This is a genomic window from Nonomuraea glycinis (assembly GCF_014646515.1).
GTDB classification, from domain to species: domain Bacteria; phylum Actinomycetota; class Actinomycetes; order Streptosporangiales; family Streptosporangiaceae; genus Nonomuraea; species Nonomuraea glycinis.
The window spans coordinates 173,380-189,627 of record NZ_BMNK01000021.1 but is presented as its reverse complement, the minus strand read 5'-3'; the positions used below and the strand labels follow the sequence as shown (position 1 = coordinate 189,627).

Here is a 16,248-nt window from a genome sequence, read left to right as displayed (position 1 = left end):
GTGGGCTTGACCGTCCAGAACGGCCGCCTGGGCCGGACTGAGGTCGAGTCGCGCCACGTGCGCACGAGTCCGCTTCGCCTCTCCCACTCACCGATCATATCATTTGGTTTATGTCACCGCGATGGGCTCCGAACCCCGACGTGAGAACGGGACGACATGTCATCCACAACCTCCACGCACACTTGGTTTTCGTGACAAAGTACCGGCGTGGGGTGTTCACCGACGAGAGGCTGATCCGCTGCGAGGAACTCATGCGCGAGGTATGCGCCGACTTCGAGGTCGAACTACGCGAGTTCAACGGCGAGCACGACCACGTCCACCTGCTGGTCCACTACCCGCCCAAGGCCGCCCTGTCCAAACTCGTCAACTCGCTGAAAGGGGTCTCGGCCCGGATGCTTCGCAAGGAATACAGCGCACACGTACGCGAACACCTCTGGGGCGGACATTTCTGGTCTGGTTCCTACTTCGCCGGGTCGGTCGGCGGGGCGCCGCTCACCGAGCTCAAGCAGTACATCGAGCAGCAACAACGACCTGTGTGAGTGAAGCCGCCGACAAACCTCAAAGGTCAGGGCATGCTCGTGCCCTAGCAGGCACTCCCACGTGGGCCTTCACCCCCGGCGGTAAACGCCGGAGCACTGGCCCACATTCTGGTAGACGAGCGCCTTGACGCCGGGAACGCCGTCGGCGGCCTCGCTCAGCACCGAGCCGCCGTAGGAGTGGCCGGCGATCACGATCGGACCGGTCAGGCTGTCGAGCAGGCTGCGCAGGTACGCGGCATCCTCCTGAAGGCCGCGCAGCGGGTTGGCGATGGCGATGACCGGGTAACCGCGGCGCTTGAGGTCGGCCACCACGCCGTTCCAGCTCGCGGACTCGGCGAAGGCGCCATGGACGAGGACGACGGTGGGAGTGGTCATCGGACTTTCCTTTCGACGGCGAAAGACGTGGATGGAATATGCAATATATTGCTAGCAGCTGTCAACCGTCGCAGGTCAGCTTGCAGATGCGGGCTGAGTGTGGGCAATATATTGCATGCCCATCCCGCAGAACGCGCCTGCCATCGACCGGAGGCTCCTCCGTGACGATGTCTACCACCGCCTACGCGACGCCATCGTCGACGGCAGTCTCGCCCCCGGCGAGCAGTTGCGCGACGGCGAGCTGGCGGCCTGGCTCGGCGTCAGCCGCACGCCGGTCCGCGAGGCGCTGCTGCGTCTCGCGGAGGCCGGCCTGGTCGTCGCCCAGCCCGGCCGCTCCACGACGGTGAGCTCGCTGAACGTACGCGACGTCCGCGAGGCCCGCGACGTCGTGGCGGCGATGCACGAACTCGCCGTCCGTGAGGCGGTGGGCAGCCTCACCGAAGCCCACCTGGACGCGATGCGCGAGGCCAACCGCCGATTCCGTGCGGCGATCGAGCAGGGCGACGTCGAAGCGGCCCTCCGTGCCGACGACGAGCTGCACGGCATCCCCGTGGCGGTGGCCGCCAACCGGGCCCTGACCTCGGTCCTCGACCAGTTCACGCCGGTGGTGCGACGTGCCGAGCGGCTGCGCTTCTCGTCGCTGGGCGGACGTGCGTCCCTCGCCCGGCACGACGACCTGATCCGGCTCTGCGCCGCCGGAGACAAGGAACAGGCGGCCGCCGTCTCCTTTGACACCTGGCGCACGCTCCCGGCCACCGAGGAATGACCATGACGCTGTCCGACTTCCCCCGCCACCCGCTGACCTTCGGGCCGAGCCCCGTCCACCCCCTGCCGCGCCTCACCGGGCACCTCGGCGGCGCGTCCGTCTGGGCCAAGCGCGAGGACTGCAACTCAGGGCTCGCGTACGGCGGCAACAAGACCCGCAAACTCGAGTACATCGTCCCCGACGCGCTCGCCCAGGGCGCCGACACGCTGGTGTCGATCGGCGGCTACCAGTCCAACCACACCCGCCAGGTCGCCGCCGTCGCCGCGTCGCTGGGCCTGAAGGCGGTGCTGGTGCAGGAGAACTGGGTCGACTGGCCGGACTGCGTCAACGACCGGGTCGGCAACATCATGCTCAGCCGGATCATGGGCGCCGAGGTCCGGCTCGACCCGGCCGGCTTCGGCATCGGCTTCAAGGACTCGTGGAACCGGGCGATCGAGGATGTGCGGGCGCGCGGCGGCACGCCGTACGCGATCCCGGCGGGCGCCTCCGACCACCGGCTCGGCGGGCTCGGCTTCGCGAACTGGGCGTACGAGGTGGAGCGGCAGGAACGCGAGCTGGGCGTCTTCTTCGACACCATCGTGGTCTGCGCGGTCACCGGCTCGACCCAGGCCGGCATGATCGCCGGGTTCGCCGCGCTGGAGGAGGCCGGCGGCCGGCCCCGCCGGGTGATCGGCATCGACGCCAGCGCGAAACTGGCGGAGACCCGCGACCAGGTCACCCGGATCGCGACGGCCACGGCCGAGCTCATCGGCGTCGACCGCCCCCTGCGCGACGACGAGATCACCATCCTGGACGGATGGGCCGGCGACCTGTACGGCATCCCCGTGCAGTCGACCCTGGACGCGATCCGGCTCACCGGCGAGCTCGAAGGCATGATCATCGACCCGGTCTACGAGGGCAAGTCGATGGCCGGCCTGATCGACCTCGTCACCAGCGGCGAGATCCCCCGCGACGCCACCGTCCTGTACGCCCACCTGGGCGGCCAACCGGCCTTGAACGCCTACAGCGGCCTTTTCCCGCACACCCAACGGCTGACCTGACGCACCGGAGAGTCCAGCCAGATGTGCTGCCCGCCGGGTGTGACGGTCATGCCGAACCGGTCGCGGCCCGGACCGCCCCAGGAAACCCACCGCAGATAGGCGGCCTCCTAGCGTTATGCTCACGTTGAGGCCTTTGTGACTGTGCGCGAGAGAATGGAAGTTGGTGGACGGAGATCGAGTGCGGTGGGAGCTGCGCGTAGAGATGTACGCGACCCCAGAGCAGGCACGGGACGTTGAGGAAAGGGTGCAACGCCTGCTGTGCCCTGATCCTGATCATCGTCCGCCATGTCCGATTCCCTGGTCTATCGGTCTTTCCGAGGCCGAAGGTGACGTCGCAGCGGATCTAGAAGAGCAGTACCTGATCGAGCACGGTGGGAACGGCGCCGCAGCCAGTTGATGAACGACAAGCTGGGACGTGGCCTGCCTTCGAGCGCCGGATACTGGTGACACTCTCGTCGCCGAGACGATGCGTCAAGTGAAAGTAGCGGGCATCCGGCCTGCCCGTCAGTCGAACTCTCCGTCCTTGACGCCTTCGATGAACGCGTTCCATTCGCCCGGGGTGAACGTCAGGACAGGGCCATCGGGATTCTTCGAGTCCCGTACGGCCTGCCCGCCGCCGGGAAGGGCCGCGACCTCGACGCAGTTGTCGCCTGATCCGGAATAGGAGCTCTTTCGCCAGGTCAGGGGTTGAGGCTGGGGAAGGGCCACGGGTGCCTCCTAGCTGAGTCTGTCGATCAAGTTCGTCAGGTAGGCAAGAGATGATTCTGGGCTCAGCGCAGATGAGCGTATGAGGTCAAATATGAGCTTATAGCGCTCAAGCTCTTCAGGAGTTTCCAGGTACAGGTCGCTTGTCGCAGTTTCGAGGTAAAGGATGCTGGCGTCACTCTGATCCGGGAAATCCAAGATCGTGAATGCGCCGTCCATGGCGGCGTGGGCTCCCGCTGAGTTCGGGAGGACCTGCACGTTGATGTGGGGGACGGCGCTCATGTCCATGATGTGCCGCAGTTGGTCTCGCATCACCGACAGGCCGCCCACGGTCTTCGTCAGGGCTGCTTGATCGATCACCGCCCACAAGCCGGGTGGAGTCGTGTCGCGTAGGACGGCTTGCCTTGCCAGTCGTGCCTCGACACGGCGGCGGATTTGGGCATCTAGGGAGTGTGTTCATTGCTCTCCGTAATGATGGGTGTTCGCGAATGATCAGGGTGCTTCGTGGGGAGTGTGGCATTCGCGCGTACGCCATAAGGAGCGGAGAAACCCCCGGCGTCCTCGGGCGTGGTGACGCGACCACCCGCCCGAGGACTGGATCTGGAACTCGGAGCCACCTGACCTATGCAGCACCCTGAATCGATCCCCCTGCCTGCCGCCGACGACTCATCGCAGGCGTCCTGGAGTCTGCCCGCCGATCCCGAGACGGTTGGCAGGGCACGTCGGCTCGTCCGTGACACCCTCGCCGGCTGGGGTATGTCCGCCCTGGCCGACGACGTGGTCATGGTCGTCTCGGAGGTGGTCACCAATGCGATCGTGCACGCGAAATCCCCGATGACCCTCTCGCTCCACCGGCTGGGCCCGAGCGTGCGAGGCCAGGTGACCGACGACAGCACCGCCTGGCCGACTCCGCTCCCGGCCGGGCTGGACGAGGAGCACGGCCGAGGTCTGGCGATTGTTGCCGCCTACGCCGACCGCTGGGGCGTCACTTCTGAGTCAGCGGGCAAGGCCGTCTGGTTCGTCTGCGGGGAGACGGGAATGTCGGTGGCGCCTGACAGCATCGGCCTCGAACCCGAGATCAAGCGGAGCAGACCCGTATGACCATCGATTTCCGGACTCTTCTGCCGATCGCCGAGCAGGCCGTCACCCTGGCCGGTGAGATCGTCCGGGCCAGGGCTCCTGGCGTGGTCACGGCCAAGGGCGATCGGGACATGGCGACCGAAGTGGATTACGCCGTCGAGCATGCCGTACGAGAGTTTCTGTCTCGTGAGACACCCCAGATCGGGTTTCTCGGCGAGGAGGAAGGTGTCACGCATGCGGGTGACGGCCTGATGTGGGCGCTCGATCCGGTCGACGGCACCGCCAACTTCCTGCACGGTCTGCCGTTGTGCGGGGTTTCGCTGGGGCTGATCGACGGGGACGCCTCGGTTCTGGGGGTCATCGAGCTGCCCTTCCTGGCCACTCGCTACACCGCTGCCGAGGGCGGAGGCGCCCGCGCCAATGGGGTGGAAATCCGGGCCAGTGACACGCGTGAGCTCGGCGCCGCCATCGTCTCCATCGGTGACTATGCGGTGGGCGAGAACGCCGCCGAGCTCAACCGGCCGAGGCTGGCTCTCACCCGTGAGCTCGCCGCCCGCGTCCAGCGCGTGCGGATGTTCGGGTCGGCCGCGATCGACCTCGCGTGGGTGGCCCAGGGGAGGACCGACGCCCTCGTCATGCTCGGCAACAAACCGTGGGACACCGCCGCGGGGGTCCTCATCGCCCGGGAGGCGGGAGCCGTGGTGGTGGACGTCGACGGCAGTCCGCACACGATGACCGCCGGGGCGACCATCGCCGCCGCCCCGGGGCTCGTGGCCGATCTGGTCGAGCTCCTCGCCGAAGCGCGCAAGGGGAGCCCGGACAGTCCGGCCGTCAGGCGGGAATGAGGCCGCGGACGTCGGCCAGCAGCTCGAAGGAGCGCAGCCAGGCCTGCCTGTCGGTGGCCGGGGAGGCGACGATCAGCTCGTCGGCCTGGGCGTGCTTGGCGAAGTCGTCCAGGTAGTCCTTCACCTCGGTGGGGGTGCCGATGGCGGAGTATTTGGTCATCTGCACGATCTGCTGCCCCGCCGGGGACCGCAGGATCTCGTCCGCCTCCTCCGGCGTGAACTTCCGGCCACGGCCGACGAACAGGCCGACCCTGGCCCGCTTCGCCGCCAGGAACTGCTCCTCAGCCGCGTCCTTGGTGTCCGCCGCGATGACGTTCACGCCGGCGATCACGTACGGACGGTCCAGCTGCGCCGACGGCTTGAAGTCGCGCCGGTAGAGCGCGACGGCCTCCTCCAGCGCGTTCGGCGCGAAGTGCGAGGCGAAGGCGTACGGGAGCCCCAGCATGGCGGCGAGCTGGGCCCCGAACAGCGAGGAGCCGAGGATGTAGAGCGGCACATTGGTGCCCTTGCCGGGGGTCGCGTCGACGCCCGGGATCCGGGACTCGCCCGTGAGGTAGCCCTGCAGCTCCAGCACGTCCTGCGGGAAGGTGTCGGCGGAGGCCGGGTTGCGGCGCATGGCGCGCATGGTCTGCTGGTCGCTGCCCGGCGCCCGGCCGAGGCCGAGGTCGATGCGTCCCGGATGCAGCGTTTCGAGGGTGCCGTACTGCTCGGCGATGGTCAGCGGGGCGTGGTTGGGCAGCATCACGCCGCCGGCGCCGAGCCGGATCGACTGCGTGTGCGCGGCCACGTGCGCGATGAGGACGCTGGTCGCCGAGGACGCGATCGACGACATGTTGTGGTGCTCGGCGTACCAGATCCGCTCGAATCCCCAGCCTTCGGCGCGCTGGGCCAGGGTGACGCTGGCGGCCAGACTGTCGCCCACCGTCTCGCCCTCGCCGATGTGCGCCAGATCGAGAATGGAGAGGGGGAGAGCCATGAAGACGCCTTTCACACGGGGACCCGGATCGTACTTGTATGCGGGTGCAACCATCTCGGCGGCCAGGTTATTTCACCCCGTTCGGCAGCTTTCCGTCGCGAGGCCGGAGGCGGTGGAGCTCCAGGCCGACGTCCACCAGATCCACCCGATCGAGGTCGGCGATCTCGTCGAGGCTCACCCACGCGGCGACCATGAGCTCGTTACTGATCTTCATCATTGGCCAGATCTACCACTGAACGTTTTCAACCTCCTGGACGCGCGCGCTGATCACAGCATGATCGCGATGCTGGTGTTTGGCCGGTGACGCAAAGAAGCTCCTGGTAGACGGGTTGATCACCACAATCCTCACCGTCACAACCAGGAGCTTCCGGTGCTGTTCCACCGTGCCGCCGTCGATTTGTCGCATCAGACCCTGAACTACGTCGCCGGGGTGATCCGGCGCCACCGTAAGTCCATGAGGTCAGTCTGGCGGCGGCTGAATCCCGGCCAGCAGGCCCTGCTGGTGCTGGACGGCACGCTGATCCACACCGACCGGACCAAGGCTGACCGGCCGTACTTCTCCGGCAAGCACCGCGTGCACGGGATGAACGTGCAGGTCATCGCCTCGCCCGACGGGACGATCCTCTGGACGTCCGGAGTGTTGCCGGGCAAGGCGCATGACCTGAGTGCCGCCCGTATCTGGGGCCGTTTGCGTGCGCTGGAGCAGGCTGGGATCATCACCCTGGCCGACAAGGCATATCAGGGAGCCGAGGGCCCGGTCCGCACCCCGTTTAAGGGCAAGCCCGCCTCCCAGAAGCAGGCCAACCGCGCCCGCGCCCGCCTGCGCGGACCCGGCGAACGCGCGAACGCGCAGCTGAAGAGCTGGAAGACCCTCCGCAAGCTACGCTGCAGCCCCAGCAAGGCCGGCCACCTCTGCAAGGCCATCGCCGTTCTTCAGAACCACCGCGTCGCACAGGCGGCCTGAGGATGAAAGGTACCGACGATCGTGCAGGTGAAGATCGCCATTCACCGGGTGCGGATGGGGGGCTCGGAATTCCGGGTGATCCGCCCGGCCAAACCTTTGGCCAATGGGGCACTCTACGACACCGGCAGTCAGTTTCACATGTATGTGGACCGGACGGATGGCCGACGGATCGGCGCGTTGTGGCTGCTCGCGGCCCGATCGACACGCTCTCTGGTCTACCTGCCAATGCGCGCCACTCCGGCCGCCCCTGGGATCAACCCCGACTGGGACAAAGAGGAGAGGTGCCCAGACCGGCCGCTTGATCTCGTGCTGGTCCATCACTCGCTGCAGTTCCCGCCCTCCCGCTGGAAGCAGGTACGAAAACGGATCACCGCTGGAAGCCCTCCGTGCGAAATACGGACAGCAAGTGTGCCGGACAGCGACCTACCCGCCGACGAGGAGATCGACTACCGGGCCCTGAACTACCAGGAAAACAAGGACACACTCCACCAGCGTGTGTACGCCGAGACGCTGTTTTTGACCGGCAGCACTGCGGCGTTTCGGCAGCCGGCCCGTCACTTTTTCGCCGTGGCGAAGGAAGGGCCGCCCGCTGCCGCGACCTCGCTGTACATCTCGGGCGCCTGCAACTATCACATCTGCCGGCTGTTCTACTGGCCGAATCTGAATCCAGGCGGCGGGCAGGACATCCACCTGGAGTACGCCCCGCGATGGACGGTCTGACAAACCCATGAGCTGCGACATCAGGTTGGAAAACCCTCACTTTTGTGAGGCATCGTCCTCTTTGCCGTATTCTGTGAGCCGGTAAGGCAGGAGTACCTCCGAGCCGTCGGAGGCCGACCGGCCTTTTATGAGGCAGCCAGCCTGCTTCAGGAAACCTTTCCGTACTATGCGATCCCAGATTCGACCTGGCACGAAACCGCTGACCTGCAGCGAGAACTCGCGGACAAGGGTTGGCACCAGTGCGCCTCCCCAGTAAATCTGCTCATGGCGGTGGCGGCGCGGCACCACAAGCTCACCGTCCTGCACGCCGACAGCGACTTCGAGACCATCTCGCGCCTGACCGGACAGCTGGTCCGCTGGATCAAGTAGTGGAACCGTAGGGTTTCACAGGGCGGGTTAACCCGGGGTTCACCGGTGGAGCCTAGGTTTGCGGGGCATGAGCTGGAAGTACAAGGCCAACGCGACGCTTGAGGGACTCACCGGTTACACGCTGACGCGGGCGGGCCGGGTGACGAAGGCGCCGCCCAAGCCCGCTCCGCCGAAGCCGGCGCCCGAGCTCGTGCGGCTTCCCGGTGACGAGGTGCGTCCGCCGGTTGATCCGGTTCACGACCGGCTGCTGCGCGCGCCGGTCTTCCTGCTCTCCTCGGTACGCTCGGGCTCGACCCTGCTGCGCGTCATGCTGAACACACACTCGCAGATCCACTCGCCGATCGAGACGCACTTCCGCCGGATGACCGTGGGTCTGCCGACGGATCCCGTACGGCAGGCCATGGAGTTGCTCGGCCACACCCACAGCGATCTGGAGCACCTGGTGTGGGACCGGATGTTGCACCGGGAGCTGTCCCGCAGCGGCAAGCCGGTGCTGGTGGAGAAGACGCCGAGCAACGTGTTCGCCTGGCGGCGGCTGGCCACCTGCTGGCCGGACGCGCGCTTCATCTTCCTGCTGCGGCATCCGATGTCGATCGTGCAGTCGTGGCACGAGGCCGACCCGGACAAACGGCCGATGGAGGAGGCGGTGCCGCGCACGCTCAGCTATATGACGTACCTCCAGGAAGCTCGCACGCACCTGCCGGGTGCGACCATCAGGTACGAGAACCTGGTGGCCGAGCCGGAGGTCGAGTTGCGGCGGTTGTGCGCTTTCCTGGACGTCGGGTGGGAGCCGTCGATGCTGAACTACGGCGAGCAGGACCATGGAGGTTTCGTCAAAGGCGTAGGTGACTGGCGCGACAAGATCCGGAGCGGTACGGTCGTCGCTGGCCGCCCGCTGCCGTCAGGCGACGAGCTGCCTCCCGAGCTCAGGGAGATCTGCGGGCTGTGGGACTACCGCTGAGTCAGCATGACTCCGGCAGTGTTCGCCTGCCGTTTCCCGGTGGTTCTCCTGCCGATCTCCCGTTGCCTTGAAGGTGTCCTGCATGATCGACGCGCCCTCGCGCCGTGCCCTCTTGACGGGCGCCCTCGCGGGTATGACCCTGCCGTCCGCGGCCGCACCGGCCCGGGCCGCCGCGTTCCCCACGCGGCCCAACTTCGTCATCATTCTGGCCGACGACCTGGGGTGGGGCGAGATCGGCAGCCAGGGGCAGCGGATGATCGCCACCCCCAACCTGGACGAGCTGGCCGCCGAGGGGGTGCGGTTCGAGGCCGCCTACTCGGGGGCGCCGCTCTGCGCGCCGTCCCGGTGCTCGATGTTGACCGGGTTGCACGCCGGGCACGCGACGGTGCGCGAGAACCCCGAGGGCAAGACGCAGCGCTCGCTGACCGAGGCCGACCTGACCTTCGGGGAGCTGCTGCAACTGGCCGGATACCGCACCGCCTGCATCGGCAAGTGGGGCTTCGGACCGGAGAAGGCGGGGCAGCCCTCGCACCCCAACGAGCGCGGATTTGACGATTTCTTCGGATATATCGGTCATCGCCATGCTCATCAGTATTTTCCCGAGTATCTCTGGCACAACAGCACCCGAGTGCCGCTCGCCCGGGAGGCGTACGCGCCCGACCTGTTCCTGGAACGGGCCATCGACTTCATCAAGCGGCCGTCCGACCAGCCCTTCCTGCTCTACTACGCGACCAACCTGCCGCACTCGCCCAGCGTGGTCTCCGGCGGCACCGGTCAATACGCCCGCGAGCCCTGGACCCGGGCGAACCGCGGGCACGCCGCCCAGGTCACCCGGCTGGACACCGACGTGGCCAAGATCGTGCGGGCGCTGCGCGAGGCGGACGTCGTCCAGGACACGCTCGTGCTGTTCACCAGCGACAACGGGCCGCACCGGGAGAAGGGCGTGACGCCCTGGCTGTTCGACTCCAACGGCCCCTTACGCGCGGACAAACGCGACCTTTACGAAGGCGGCATCCGGGTGCCGCTGATCGCGTGGTCGCCGAAGCTGCGCTCCCGCGTGGAGAGCCAGCCGGTGGCGCTCTACGACATCCTGCCGACCCTCGCCGACCTGGCGGAGATCCCGGTGCCGGACCGGATCGACGGCCTGTCGTTCCGCAGGTTGCTGAACGGCCGCTCCGCGCCCCGGCACGATCATCTGGTGTGGAACCGGCCGCGCAAGGCCCAGGCGATCCGGCGGGGCCGGTGGAAGGCGATCAGGTTCGCGCCCGGCATCGCGGGCGCCGGCCCCGAAGGGCGGATCGAGCTGTACGACCTGGACACCGACCTGGGAGAGCAGCGCGACCTGGCACGGCGCAGGCCGGAGCTGGCCACGAGGTTGATGACGCTGCTCGACCGGTCGATCGGCCCCGACCCGCGCAGGCCGTACGGGCTGAAGGTGCTGGGTGCGGCGGATCAGGTCACGGTGACGCTGGTCAACGGGTCGGCGGTGCCGTGGCGGCGGGTCAGGCTGGGCCTGGACCTGGCCCAGGGACGCAGGCTGACGGCGCCGGACGCGGTGGCGACGCTGCTGCCGGGGGAGGAGTGCAGCGCGGTCTTCCCGGTCGGCGGGGTCAGTCGGGTCACCGCGTCGGCGGCCTTCCGGGCGGACGGCAGGCGGCACACTTTCCGCCGCCGTGCCAAGGTGAAGCCCGCGCTGAGGTGACCGAGCGTGTAGAACAGTGCGTATGCCAGAACAGGCGAACGACCTATCGGCGGTCATTTCGGCCGTCCTGACGGGGACTCGGATGCTCGTCGGCATCGCCGCCCGCTCCCTGGCCGCGGTCGAGGACCGGGTCACGCTGCCGCAGTTCAGGATGCTGGTGGTGCTGGGCAGGCATGGCGAGACCAAGCTCGTCACGCTGGCCGACGTGCTCAACGTCAACTCCTCCACCGCCATGCGGATGGCCGGCCGGCTCGCCGCGGCCGGCCTGCTCGTGCGGGAGGTCAACCCGGACAACCGCCGGGAGAGCCTGATCCGCCTGACCGAGGAGGGCCAGCGGATCGTGGACGAGGTGACCGCCCGGCGCAGGCAGGAGATCGGCATGATCGTCGCGCGCATGTCCCCCGAGCAGTGCCGCACGCTGGTCGCGGCGATGAACGCCTTCAACGAGGCCGGTGGCGAGCCCGCCGGGAACGGCCTGAACCCGTTCGGCTGGCCCGACGACCGATCTAGTTGACGACCGGCTGAGGCAGGGCCGCGACCGCTTCGTGAACGGTGTCGTAGGTCTGGAACCGCCTGTTGAGTCCGGTGACGTTGAGCACCCGCTTGATCCGCGGGTGCACCTCGCACAGGACGAGGGCTCCGCCCGCGGCCTCGGCTCCGCCCAGCGCCGCCAGCAGCTCGCTGAGGCCGGAGGAGTCACAGAAGGCGACGCCCTTGAGGTCGACGACGACCCTCGGTGGCACGGTGCTCGCGATGGCCTCCGCCATGCAGTGGCGAACCTCCGCCGCTGTGGCGAGGTCGAGCTCACCCGACAGGCTGAGAACCGCTGCACCGCCGTGTGGGGTAATGATCCAGGAGAAGCCGGCCTGCACGTCTCCGCCCTCCAAAGTGTGACATTTCACCCGGGGTTCATCATTGCATAGTGCAATGAATTGGTGCAGTACCCAGAATCCCTGCGATACATGCGCCAAGTCCCGCGAATCTCTCCGCGGTGCGTCAACCGTATTACTCAGAGCGACGAGAAGGAAGCACTGACGTAATTCTCGCCCAGACGAAGACGGCAGGCGGGCCGGAACCGCAATCCGCGACGGGCCTCCCGACCGTACTACCGGCACGGCGGAACCCCCTCTCCGAGGAGATGGATTGAACCTTTTCAACCTGCGCGACTTCCAGGACGTGGCGCGCGAGAAGCTCGACCCGGTCTACTACGACTACTTCGCGAGCGGAGCCCAGGACGAGATCACGGTCCAGGCCAACGAGGCCGCGTTCAGACGGCTGTCGCTGGTGCCGCGGGTGTTGCGCGGTGTCGGCGAGCCCGACCTCGGCCTCACCGTGCTCGGCCAGGAGGCGTCGATGCCCGTGCTGCTGGCGCCGACCGCCTTCCACCGGCTCGCGCACCCGGCCGGCGAGCTGGAGACGGCCAGGGCCGCCGCCGCGTCCGGCGTGATCATGGTGGCGGCGATGCTCTCGACGGTCGCCGTCGAGGAGGTCGCCACCTCCGGGGCGACGCTCTGGTTCCAGCTCTACCTCCAGCCCGACCTGGGCTACACCGAGTCTCTCGTACGGCGTGCCGAGGCGGCCGGGTGCAAGGCGCTGGTCGTCACCGTCGACTCGCCGGCCCTGGGCAGGAACGAGCGGAAGGACCGCCACGACTTCTACGACCTGCCGCCGGGCATGTCCTGCGCCAACCTCCGCGACGGAGACGTACGGCAGGTCGTGCTTTCTCCCGATTTTTCGTGGAAGGACATCGAGTGGCTGCGTGGGATCACCTCGCTGCCGATCGTGCTCAAGGGCATCCTGCACCCCGCCGACGCCGCCCTCGCGGTCGAGCACGGCGCCGCCGCCGTCATCGTGTCCAACCACGGCGGCCGCCAGCTCGACACCATGCCCCCCACCATCGACCGCCTGCCGCTGATCGCCGACGCGGTCCGCGGGCAGGTGCCCCTGCTGCTCGACGGCGGGGTACGGCGCGGCACCGACATCGTCAAGGCGCTGGCGTACGGGGCCCAGGCGGTGGCCATCGGGCGGCCGGTGATGTGGGGTCTGTCGGTGGCCGGCGCGGAAGGCGTGACCAAGGTGCTGTCCCTGCTGCGGGCGGAGCTGGTCAACGCCCTCACCCTGTGCGGCGTCGCCGACCTTCGCGCGGTGCCCAGAGAACTGGTGGTGCCACCGACCGGCTGAACGCCCTCGACCGGGTTCCGGGAGTTCGTAGCTGATCGGGTCGGCCGTCAGCGGCCCGTACCTGGTCCGCCGAGGTGAGGGTGGCCGTCAGAGGGGGGCTCCCGCTGGGTTCATGGCCAGGCGGAGGAGGGTGCGGCCGCGCCTTATCCGGGTCTTGACCGTGCCCAGCGGCAGCCCGTCGCGGGCGGCGATCTCGGCGGCCGTCAGCCCGTAGACGATCGACAGCAGGATCGGCCTGCGCACCTCGGGCGGCAGGGTGCGCAGCTCGGCGCGGACCCTGTCCAGCTCGGCCACGGCATCGACCAGGTCGCCCGCCGTGGCCGGCAGCCTCAGCAGGCGGTCCGGGTCGACCGGGTGGTCGCGGCGCAGGCGTACGGCGTCGATGGCGAGGTTGCGGGTGATGGTGAGCAGCCAGGAGGCGACCCGCCCGCGCCGTGGGTCGTAGGCCGCCGCGTGGCGCCAGGCGCGCACGAAGGCGTCCTGCGCGACCTCCTCCGCCAGCCCCGGATCGCCCACCACGCTGGCCGCGAGCCCATAGACCCTCGGCTGGAACCGCCGTACGAAGACGACCGTCGCCTCTGCGTCACCTGCTGCCATTCTGTCCATGAGCGACTCATCGGAGAGAGACCACACCGACCATCACACGCATAGGCCGCGTCTCGCTTCAACCTTCATGCCCATTTTTCCCGCAGGTTGGATGGTTCGCGCTTTTCGGGCTGGTCGCGAGATCGGCTATGTACCGGCCGCATGTCCTGTCAGGCCGTGAAGTCGGCGAAGTCGAAGCCCGGTGAGACGACGCAGCTCACCAGCACCTCCTCGTCGCCCGCCGGCCTGGCCGACTGCCAGACGCCGCCGGGAACGACCGCCTGCGGGACCTGGCCCTCCTCGACCAGCGGCCCCAGCACCACACGCTCCTCGCCGATGGTCAGGCTCAGCGGCCCGCCCCGATGCCACAGCCACACCTCGTCGGAACGCACCCGGTGCGGCACCGACTCCTCACCGGGGCGCAGCAGGAAGTAGATGCCGGTGGCGCTCGCCCGTGGGCCGCCGTAGCCGTCCGGCCGGAACGACACCGCGGACCGCCAGGTCTCCCTGAACCAGCCGCCCTCAGGATGCGGGAGCAGATCCAGCGCGTCGGCGATCGTCGGGCGCTCGACGAAGGCGACCGGCGCCCCGGTGACGTCACGGCGCAGGAAGCGGGTGCCGTCGAGGACCAGTTGCCCCTCCAGACCGCTCGCCAGCGCCTCGGCCTCGTCGGCGACCTCGACCGCCGGCCCCTCGGGATAGATCATCAGCTGCACCCGCCGATTGTACGGTCCGCGCGGATCGGCGTGCCGGTTGCGGGGGTGGCTCCCTGGGTTTGCCTGCTGGATGCGGGGAGGGTCGCGCGGAGGTTTCGGAGTGGTGGCGGTGTGTCGGCAGGGGCGCGAAATGTCGGTCCGCGTGGCTAGTGTGCAACGAGTGATCCAACGGTGGAGCCGAGATCAGGTCCTCGCCCTCGCCCCCGACGCGCCGTCCAAGAAGGCGGCGCAGGGCGTGGCGACACCGGGCAAATGGTCGTTACGCGGCACGACAAGCGATGTGGTGTTCGGCGAGTGCAAGGGCAGCGGCGCCAAGCCTTACCTGGCGGCCGTGGACCTGACCGAGCCCGCCTACCGGTGCTCCTGCCCCAGTCGCAAGTTCCCCTGCAAGCACGCGCTCGGGCTGCTGTTGCTGTGGTCGGCCGATGAGGTGCCCGAGGCGGAGGCGGTTCCGCCGTGGACGGCCGAGTGGCTGGCCCAGCGCGCCGACCGCGCCGCCAAGTCGGCGTCCCGCGTGGAGGCCGCCCGAGCCGAAGCCGCCCGGACGGAGGCCGCCCGAGCCGAGGCCGCGCGAACGGAAGCCGGCCATTCCGCGGCTGCCGAGAACCCGGACGGTGTAGCAGGGCCGGATGGTTCCGATAGTGCTGCGGGCCTGGACCGCGCTTCTGGCGTGGGTGGCGTTTCGGGCGCGGGTGGCGGTGGTCTGGAGGGGGTCGGCGGTGCTCACGCTGTCGCGGGCTTGGGCGGGCGGGGGGCGGAGTCCGTACGGCATACGCGGGTCGCGGCGGGGTTGGCGGAGTTGGAGCGCTGGCTGGCGGACCAGGTGCGGCAAGGGCTGTCGGGGGCTGCCGAGAGCGACTGGGACGGGCTGGCCAAGCGGCTCATCGACGCGCAGGCCCCCGGTGTGGCGGGCATCGTGTCGCGGCTGGCGCGGGTGCGGGCGGGGGACGGCTGGCCGGGGCGGCTCCTGGAGGAGTACGCCCTGCTCAACCTCCTCGCGGTCGCCTACAGGCAGCGGGCCGAACTGCCCGCCGAGCTGGCGCAGACGGTTCTGATGCGCGTCGGCTTCCCGGTCACGCGTGAGGAAGTCCTGGCCGGGCCGGTGACGCGCGACCGATGGGACGTGCTCGGCAGCCGCGACGAGGAGCAGGACCGGCTCGCCGCCCGCCGCGTATGGCTGCGCGGCCGCCGCACGGGCCGGGCGGCGCTGATCCTGTCGTTCGCCCCGCCCGGCCAGGCCCTGGACGCCTCGCTGGTCACGGGCACCACGATCGACGCCGACCTCGTCTTCTACCCAGGAGCCTCACCTCTGCGGGCCCTGGTCGCCACCCGCCACAGAACCCCCGAACCCAGCGCGATCCAGGGCGGCGGCTCGGTGGTGGCCGAGGGCAAGGTTCCGCCGGGGGTGACGCCCGAGGAGGCGATGGAGGAGATCGCCGCTGTCCTGGCAGGGGATCCGTGGGCCGATTCGTGGCCGATCATCCTGGCGGATGTCGTACCCGAGGAGAGTGCGCTCGGTGGCTTTCCGCTGCATCCGCGCATCGGCGACATCTGGCGGCTGCTCGCCGTGTCCGGCGGCCGGCCCGTGACGGTGGCCGCCGAATGGACCCCCCGAGGCATCCGGCCCCTGACGACCTGGGACGAATTCGAGGCGGCGGTGATCCTGTGAGCTCGGGTGGAGACAAGGCGGCGGTGATCCTGTGAGCTCGGGTGGAGACAAGGTG

General features: G+C 68.7%; 20 protein-coding genes. 12 read left to right on the top strand and 8 right to left on the bottom strand.

Going from position 1 to position 16,248, the window contains the following annotated elements; genetic code table 11:
* Nucleotides 1-110 precede the first annotated feature (110 nt).
* Nucleotides 111-539, top strand: coding sequence for an IS200/IS605 family transposase (gene tnpA, locus IEY87_RS40195; protein WP_189144108.1), 429 nt, complete (start codon nucleotides 111-113; stop codon nucleotides 537-539).
* A gap of 69 nt (nucleotides 540-608) precedes the next feature.
* Here the strand turns inward: tnpA and IEY87_RS40190 are convergent, their stop codons facing one another.
* Nucleotides 609-914, bottom strand: coding sequence for an alpha/beta fold hydrolase (locus tag IEY87_RS40190; protein ID WP_225277638.1), 306 nt, complete (start codon nucleotides 912-914; stop codon nucleotides 609-611).
* Nucleotides 915-1,029: 115 nt separating this feature from the next.
* On the opposite strand from IEY87_RS40190, the gene IEY87_RS40185 reads away from it, so the two are divergent.
* Together IEY87_RS40185 and IEY87_RS40180 are read left to right on the top strand one after the other, a co-directional pair.
* On the top strand, nucleotides 1,030-1,680 hold the full coding sequence (locus IEY87_RS40185; protein WP_189144107.1) for a GntR family transcriptional regulator: 651 nt from the start codon (nucleotides 1,030-1,032) through the stop codon (nucleotides 1,678-1,680).
* Between the two features lie 2 nt (nucleotides 1,681-1,682).
* Nucleotides 1,683-2,720 carry a 1-aminocyclopropane-1-carboxylate deaminase gene (locus IEY87_RS40180; RefSeq protein ID WP_189144106.1) on the top strand — a complete coding sequence of 346 codons (1,038 nt, stop codon included), beginning with the start codon at nucleotides 1,683-1,685 and terminating at the stop codon, nucleotides 2,718-2,720.
* 504 nt (nucleotides 2,721-3,224) lie between these two features.
* Here the strand turns inward: IEY87_RS40180 and IEY87_RS40175 are convergent.
* Nucleotides 3,225-3,428 carry a DUF397 domain-containing protein gene (locus IEY87_RS40175; RefSeq protein WP_189144105.1) on the bottom strand — a complete coding sequence of 68 codons (204 nt, stop codon included), beginning with the start codon at nucleotides 3,426-3,428 and terminating at the stop codon, nucleotides 3,225-3,227.
* A gap of 9 nt (nucleotides 3,429-3,437) precedes the next feature.
* Nucleotides 3,438-3,860, bottom strand: coding sequence for a DUF5753 domain-containing protein (locus tag IEY87_RS40170; RefSeq protein WP_225277639.1), 423 nt, complete (start codon nucleotides 3,858-3,860; stop codon nucleotides 3,438-3,440).
* Nucleotides 3,861-4,049: 189 nt separating this feature from the next.
* On the opposite strand from IEY87_RS40170, the gene IEY87_RS40165 reads away from it, so the two are divergent.
* Entirely contained in the window at nucleotides 4,050-4,526 is a 477-nt protein-coding gene (locus tag IEY87_RS40165) for an ATP-binding protein (RefSeq protein WP_189144103.1), read from the top strand.
* Nucleotides 4,523-5,350 (top strand): inositol monophosphatase family protein, encoded by an 828-nt coding sequence (locus tag IEY87_RS40160; protein WP_189144102.1) that lies wholly within the window; start codon nucleotides 4,523-4,525, stop codon nucleotides 5,348-5,350. The genes IEY87_RS40165 and IEY87_RS40160 overlap by 4 nt, the downstream gene beginning before the upstream one ends.
* Here the strand turns inward: IEY87_RS40160 and IEY87_RS40155 are convergent.
* Nucleotides 5,337-6,326: an LLM class flavin-dependent oxidoreductase gene (locus IEY87_RS40155; protein WP_189144101.1), complete on the bottom strand. Its 990-nt coding sequence runs from the start codon at nucleotides 6,324-6,326 to the stop codon at nucleotides 5,337-5,339. The genes IEY87_RS40160 and IEY87_RS40155 overlap by 14 nt on opposite strands.
* 67 nt (nucleotides 6,327-6,393) lie before the next feature.
* Nucleotides 6,394-6,543, bottom strand: a complete 150-nt coding sequence (locus IEY87_RS40150) for a hypothetical protein (RefSeq protein ID WP_189144100.1) — start codon at nucleotides 6,541-6,543, stop codon at nucleotides 6,394-6,396.
* Nucleotides 6,544-6,696: 153 nt separating this feature from the next.
* Here IEY87_RS40150 and IEY87_RS40145 point away from each other — a divergent pair, with 153 nt between their 5' ends.
* The 5 genes from IEY87_RS40145 to IEY87_RS40125 all read left to right on the top strand — a co-directional run bounded on the left by IEY87_RS40145 (nucleotide 6,697) and on the right by IEY87_RS40125 (nucleotide 11,556).
* Complete coding sequence (locus IEY87_RS40145; protein ID WP_189144099.1) at nucleotides 6,697-7,290, top strand: transposase family protein; 594 nt, start codon at nucleotides 6,697-6,699, stop codon at nucleotides 7,288-7,290.
* A gap of 21 nt (nucleotides 7,291-7,311) precedes the next feature.
* Nucleotides 7,312-8,010 carry a hypothetical protein gene (locus IEY87_RS40140; protein WP_225277637.1) on the top strand — a complete coding sequence of 233 codons (699 nt, stop codon included), beginning with the start codon at nucleotides 7,312-7,314 and terminating at the stop codon, nucleotides 8,008-8,010.
* Nucleotides 8,011-8,446: 436 nt separating this feature from the next.
* Nucleotides 8,447-9,340 carry a sulfotransferase family protein gene (locus IEY87_RS40135; protein ID WP_189144098.1) on the top strand — a complete coding sequence of 298 codons (894 nt, stop codon included), beginning with the start codon at nucleotides 8,447-8,449 and terminating at the stop codon, nucleotides 9,338-9,340.
* A gap of 82 nt (nucleotides 9,341-9,422) precedes the next feature.
* Complete coding sequence (locus IEY87_RS40130) at nucleotides 9,423-11,042, top strand: arylsulfatase (RefSeq protein WP_189144097.1); 1,620 nt, start codon at nucleotides 9,423-9,425, stop codon at nucleotides 11,040-11,042.
* Between the two features lie 82 nt (nucleotides 11,043-11,124).
* A complete protein-coding gene (locus IEY87_RS40125; RefSeq protein WP_225277636.1) occupies nucleotides 11,125-11,556 on the top strand; it encodes a MarR family winged helix-turn-helix transcriptional regulator in 432 nt (143 codons plus the stop codon).
* Here the strand turns inward: IEY87_RS40125 and IEY87_RS40120 are convergent.
* Nucleotides 11,549-11,929, bottom strand: a complete 381-nt coding sequence (locus IEY87_RS40120; protein ID WP_189144095.1) for an STAS domain-containing protein — start codon at nucleotides 11,927-11,929, stop codon at nucleotides 11,549-11,551. The two genes, IEY87_RS40125 and IEY87_RS40120, sit on opposite strands and share 8 nt — an antisense overlap.
* A 256-nt stretch (nucleotides 11,930-12,185) precedes the next feature.
* Between IEY87_RS40120 and IEY87_RS40115 the strand changes: the two genes are divergently transcribed.
* Nucleotides 12,186-13,223 (top strand): alpha-hydroxy acid oxidase, encoded by a 1,038-nt coding sequence (locus tag IEY87_RS40115; RefSeq protein ID WP_189144094.1) that lies wholly within the window; start codon nucleotides 12,186-12,188, stop codon nucleotides 13,221-13,223.
* A gap of 87 nt (nucleotides 13,224-13,310) precedes the next feature.
* Here IEY87_RS40115 and IEY87_RS40110 read toward each other — a convergent pair whose 3' ends face one another.
* Nucleotides 13,311-13,829 (bottom strand): RNA polymerase sigma factor, encoded by a 519-nt coding sequence (locus IEY87_RS40110; RefSeq protein WP_225277635.1) that lies wholly within the window; start codon nucleotides 13,827-13,829, stop codon nucleotides 13,311-13,313.
* A gap of 149 nt (nucleotides 13,830-13,978) precedes the next feature.
* Entirely contained in the window at nucleotides 13,979-14,515 is a 537-nt protein-coding gene (locus tag IEY87_RS40105) for a cupin domain-containing protein (RefSeq protein ID WP_189144124.1), read from the bottom strand.
* A 169-nt stretch (nucleotides 14,516-14,684) separates the two neighbouring features.
* Between IEY87_RS40105 and IEY87_RS46375 the strand changes: the two genes are divergently transcribed.
* Nucleotides 14,685-16,193, top strand: coding sequence for an SWIM zinc finger family protein (locus IEY87_RS46375; RefSeq protein ID WP_225277634.1), 1,509 nt, complete (start codon nucleotides 14,685-14,687; stop codon nucleotides 16,191-16,193).
* Nucleotides 16,194-16,248 lie beyond the last annotated feature (55 nt).

Coding starts and splice junctions, on each gene's coding strand:
- IEY87_RS40190 (WP_225277638.1), bottom strand. CDS start 914: ATGACCACTCCCACCGTCGTCCTCGTCCATGGCGCCTTCGCCGAGTCC.
- IEY87_RS40125 (WP_225277636.1), top strand. CDS start 11,125: ATGCTCGTCGGCATCGCCGCCCGCTCCCTGGCCGCGGTCGAGGACCGG.
- IEY87_RS40135 (WP_189144098.1), top strand. CDS start 8,447: ATGAGCTGGAAGTACAAGGCCAACGCGACGCTTGAGGGACTCACCGGT.
- IEY87_RS40155 (WP_189144101.1), bottom strand. CDS start 6,326: ATGGCTCTCCCCCTCTCCATTCTCGATCTGGCGCACATCGGCGAGGGC.
- IEY87_RS40185 (WP_189144107.1), top strand. CDS start 1,030: ATGCCCATCCCGCAGAACGCGCCTGCCATCGACCGGAGGCTCCTCCGT.
- IEY87_RS40105 (WP_189144124.1), bottom strand. CDS start 14,515: ATGATCTATCCCGAGGGGCCGGCGGTCGAGGTCGCCGACGAGGCCGAG.
- IEY87_RS40165 (WP_189144103.1), top strand. CDS start 4,050: ATGCAGCACCCTGAATCGATCCCCCTGCCTGCCGCCGACGACTCATCG.
- IEY87_RS40180 (WP_189144106.1), top strand. CDS start 1,683: ATGACGCTGTCCGACTTCCCCCGCCACCCGCTGACCTTCGGGCCGAGC.
- IEY87_RS40150 (WP_189144100.1), bottom strand. CDS start 6,543: ATGATGAAGATCAGTAACGAGCTCATGGTCGCCGCGTGGGTGAGCCTC.
- tnpA (WP_189144108.1), top strand. CDS start 111: ATGTCACCGCGATGGGCTCCGAACCCCGACGTGAGAACGGGACGACAT.
- IEY87_RS40160 (WP_189144102.1), top strand. CDS start 4,523: ATGACCATCGATTTCCGGACTCTTCTGCCGATCGCCGAGCAGGCCGTC.
- IEY87_RS40130 (WP_189144097.1), top strand. CDS start 9,423: ATGATCGACGCGCCCTCGCGCCGTGCCCTCTTGACGGGCGCCCTCGCG.
- IEY87_RS40110 (WP_225277635.1), bottom strand. CDS start 13,829: ATGGACAGAATGGCAGCAGGTGACGCAGAGGCGACGGTCGTCTTCGTA.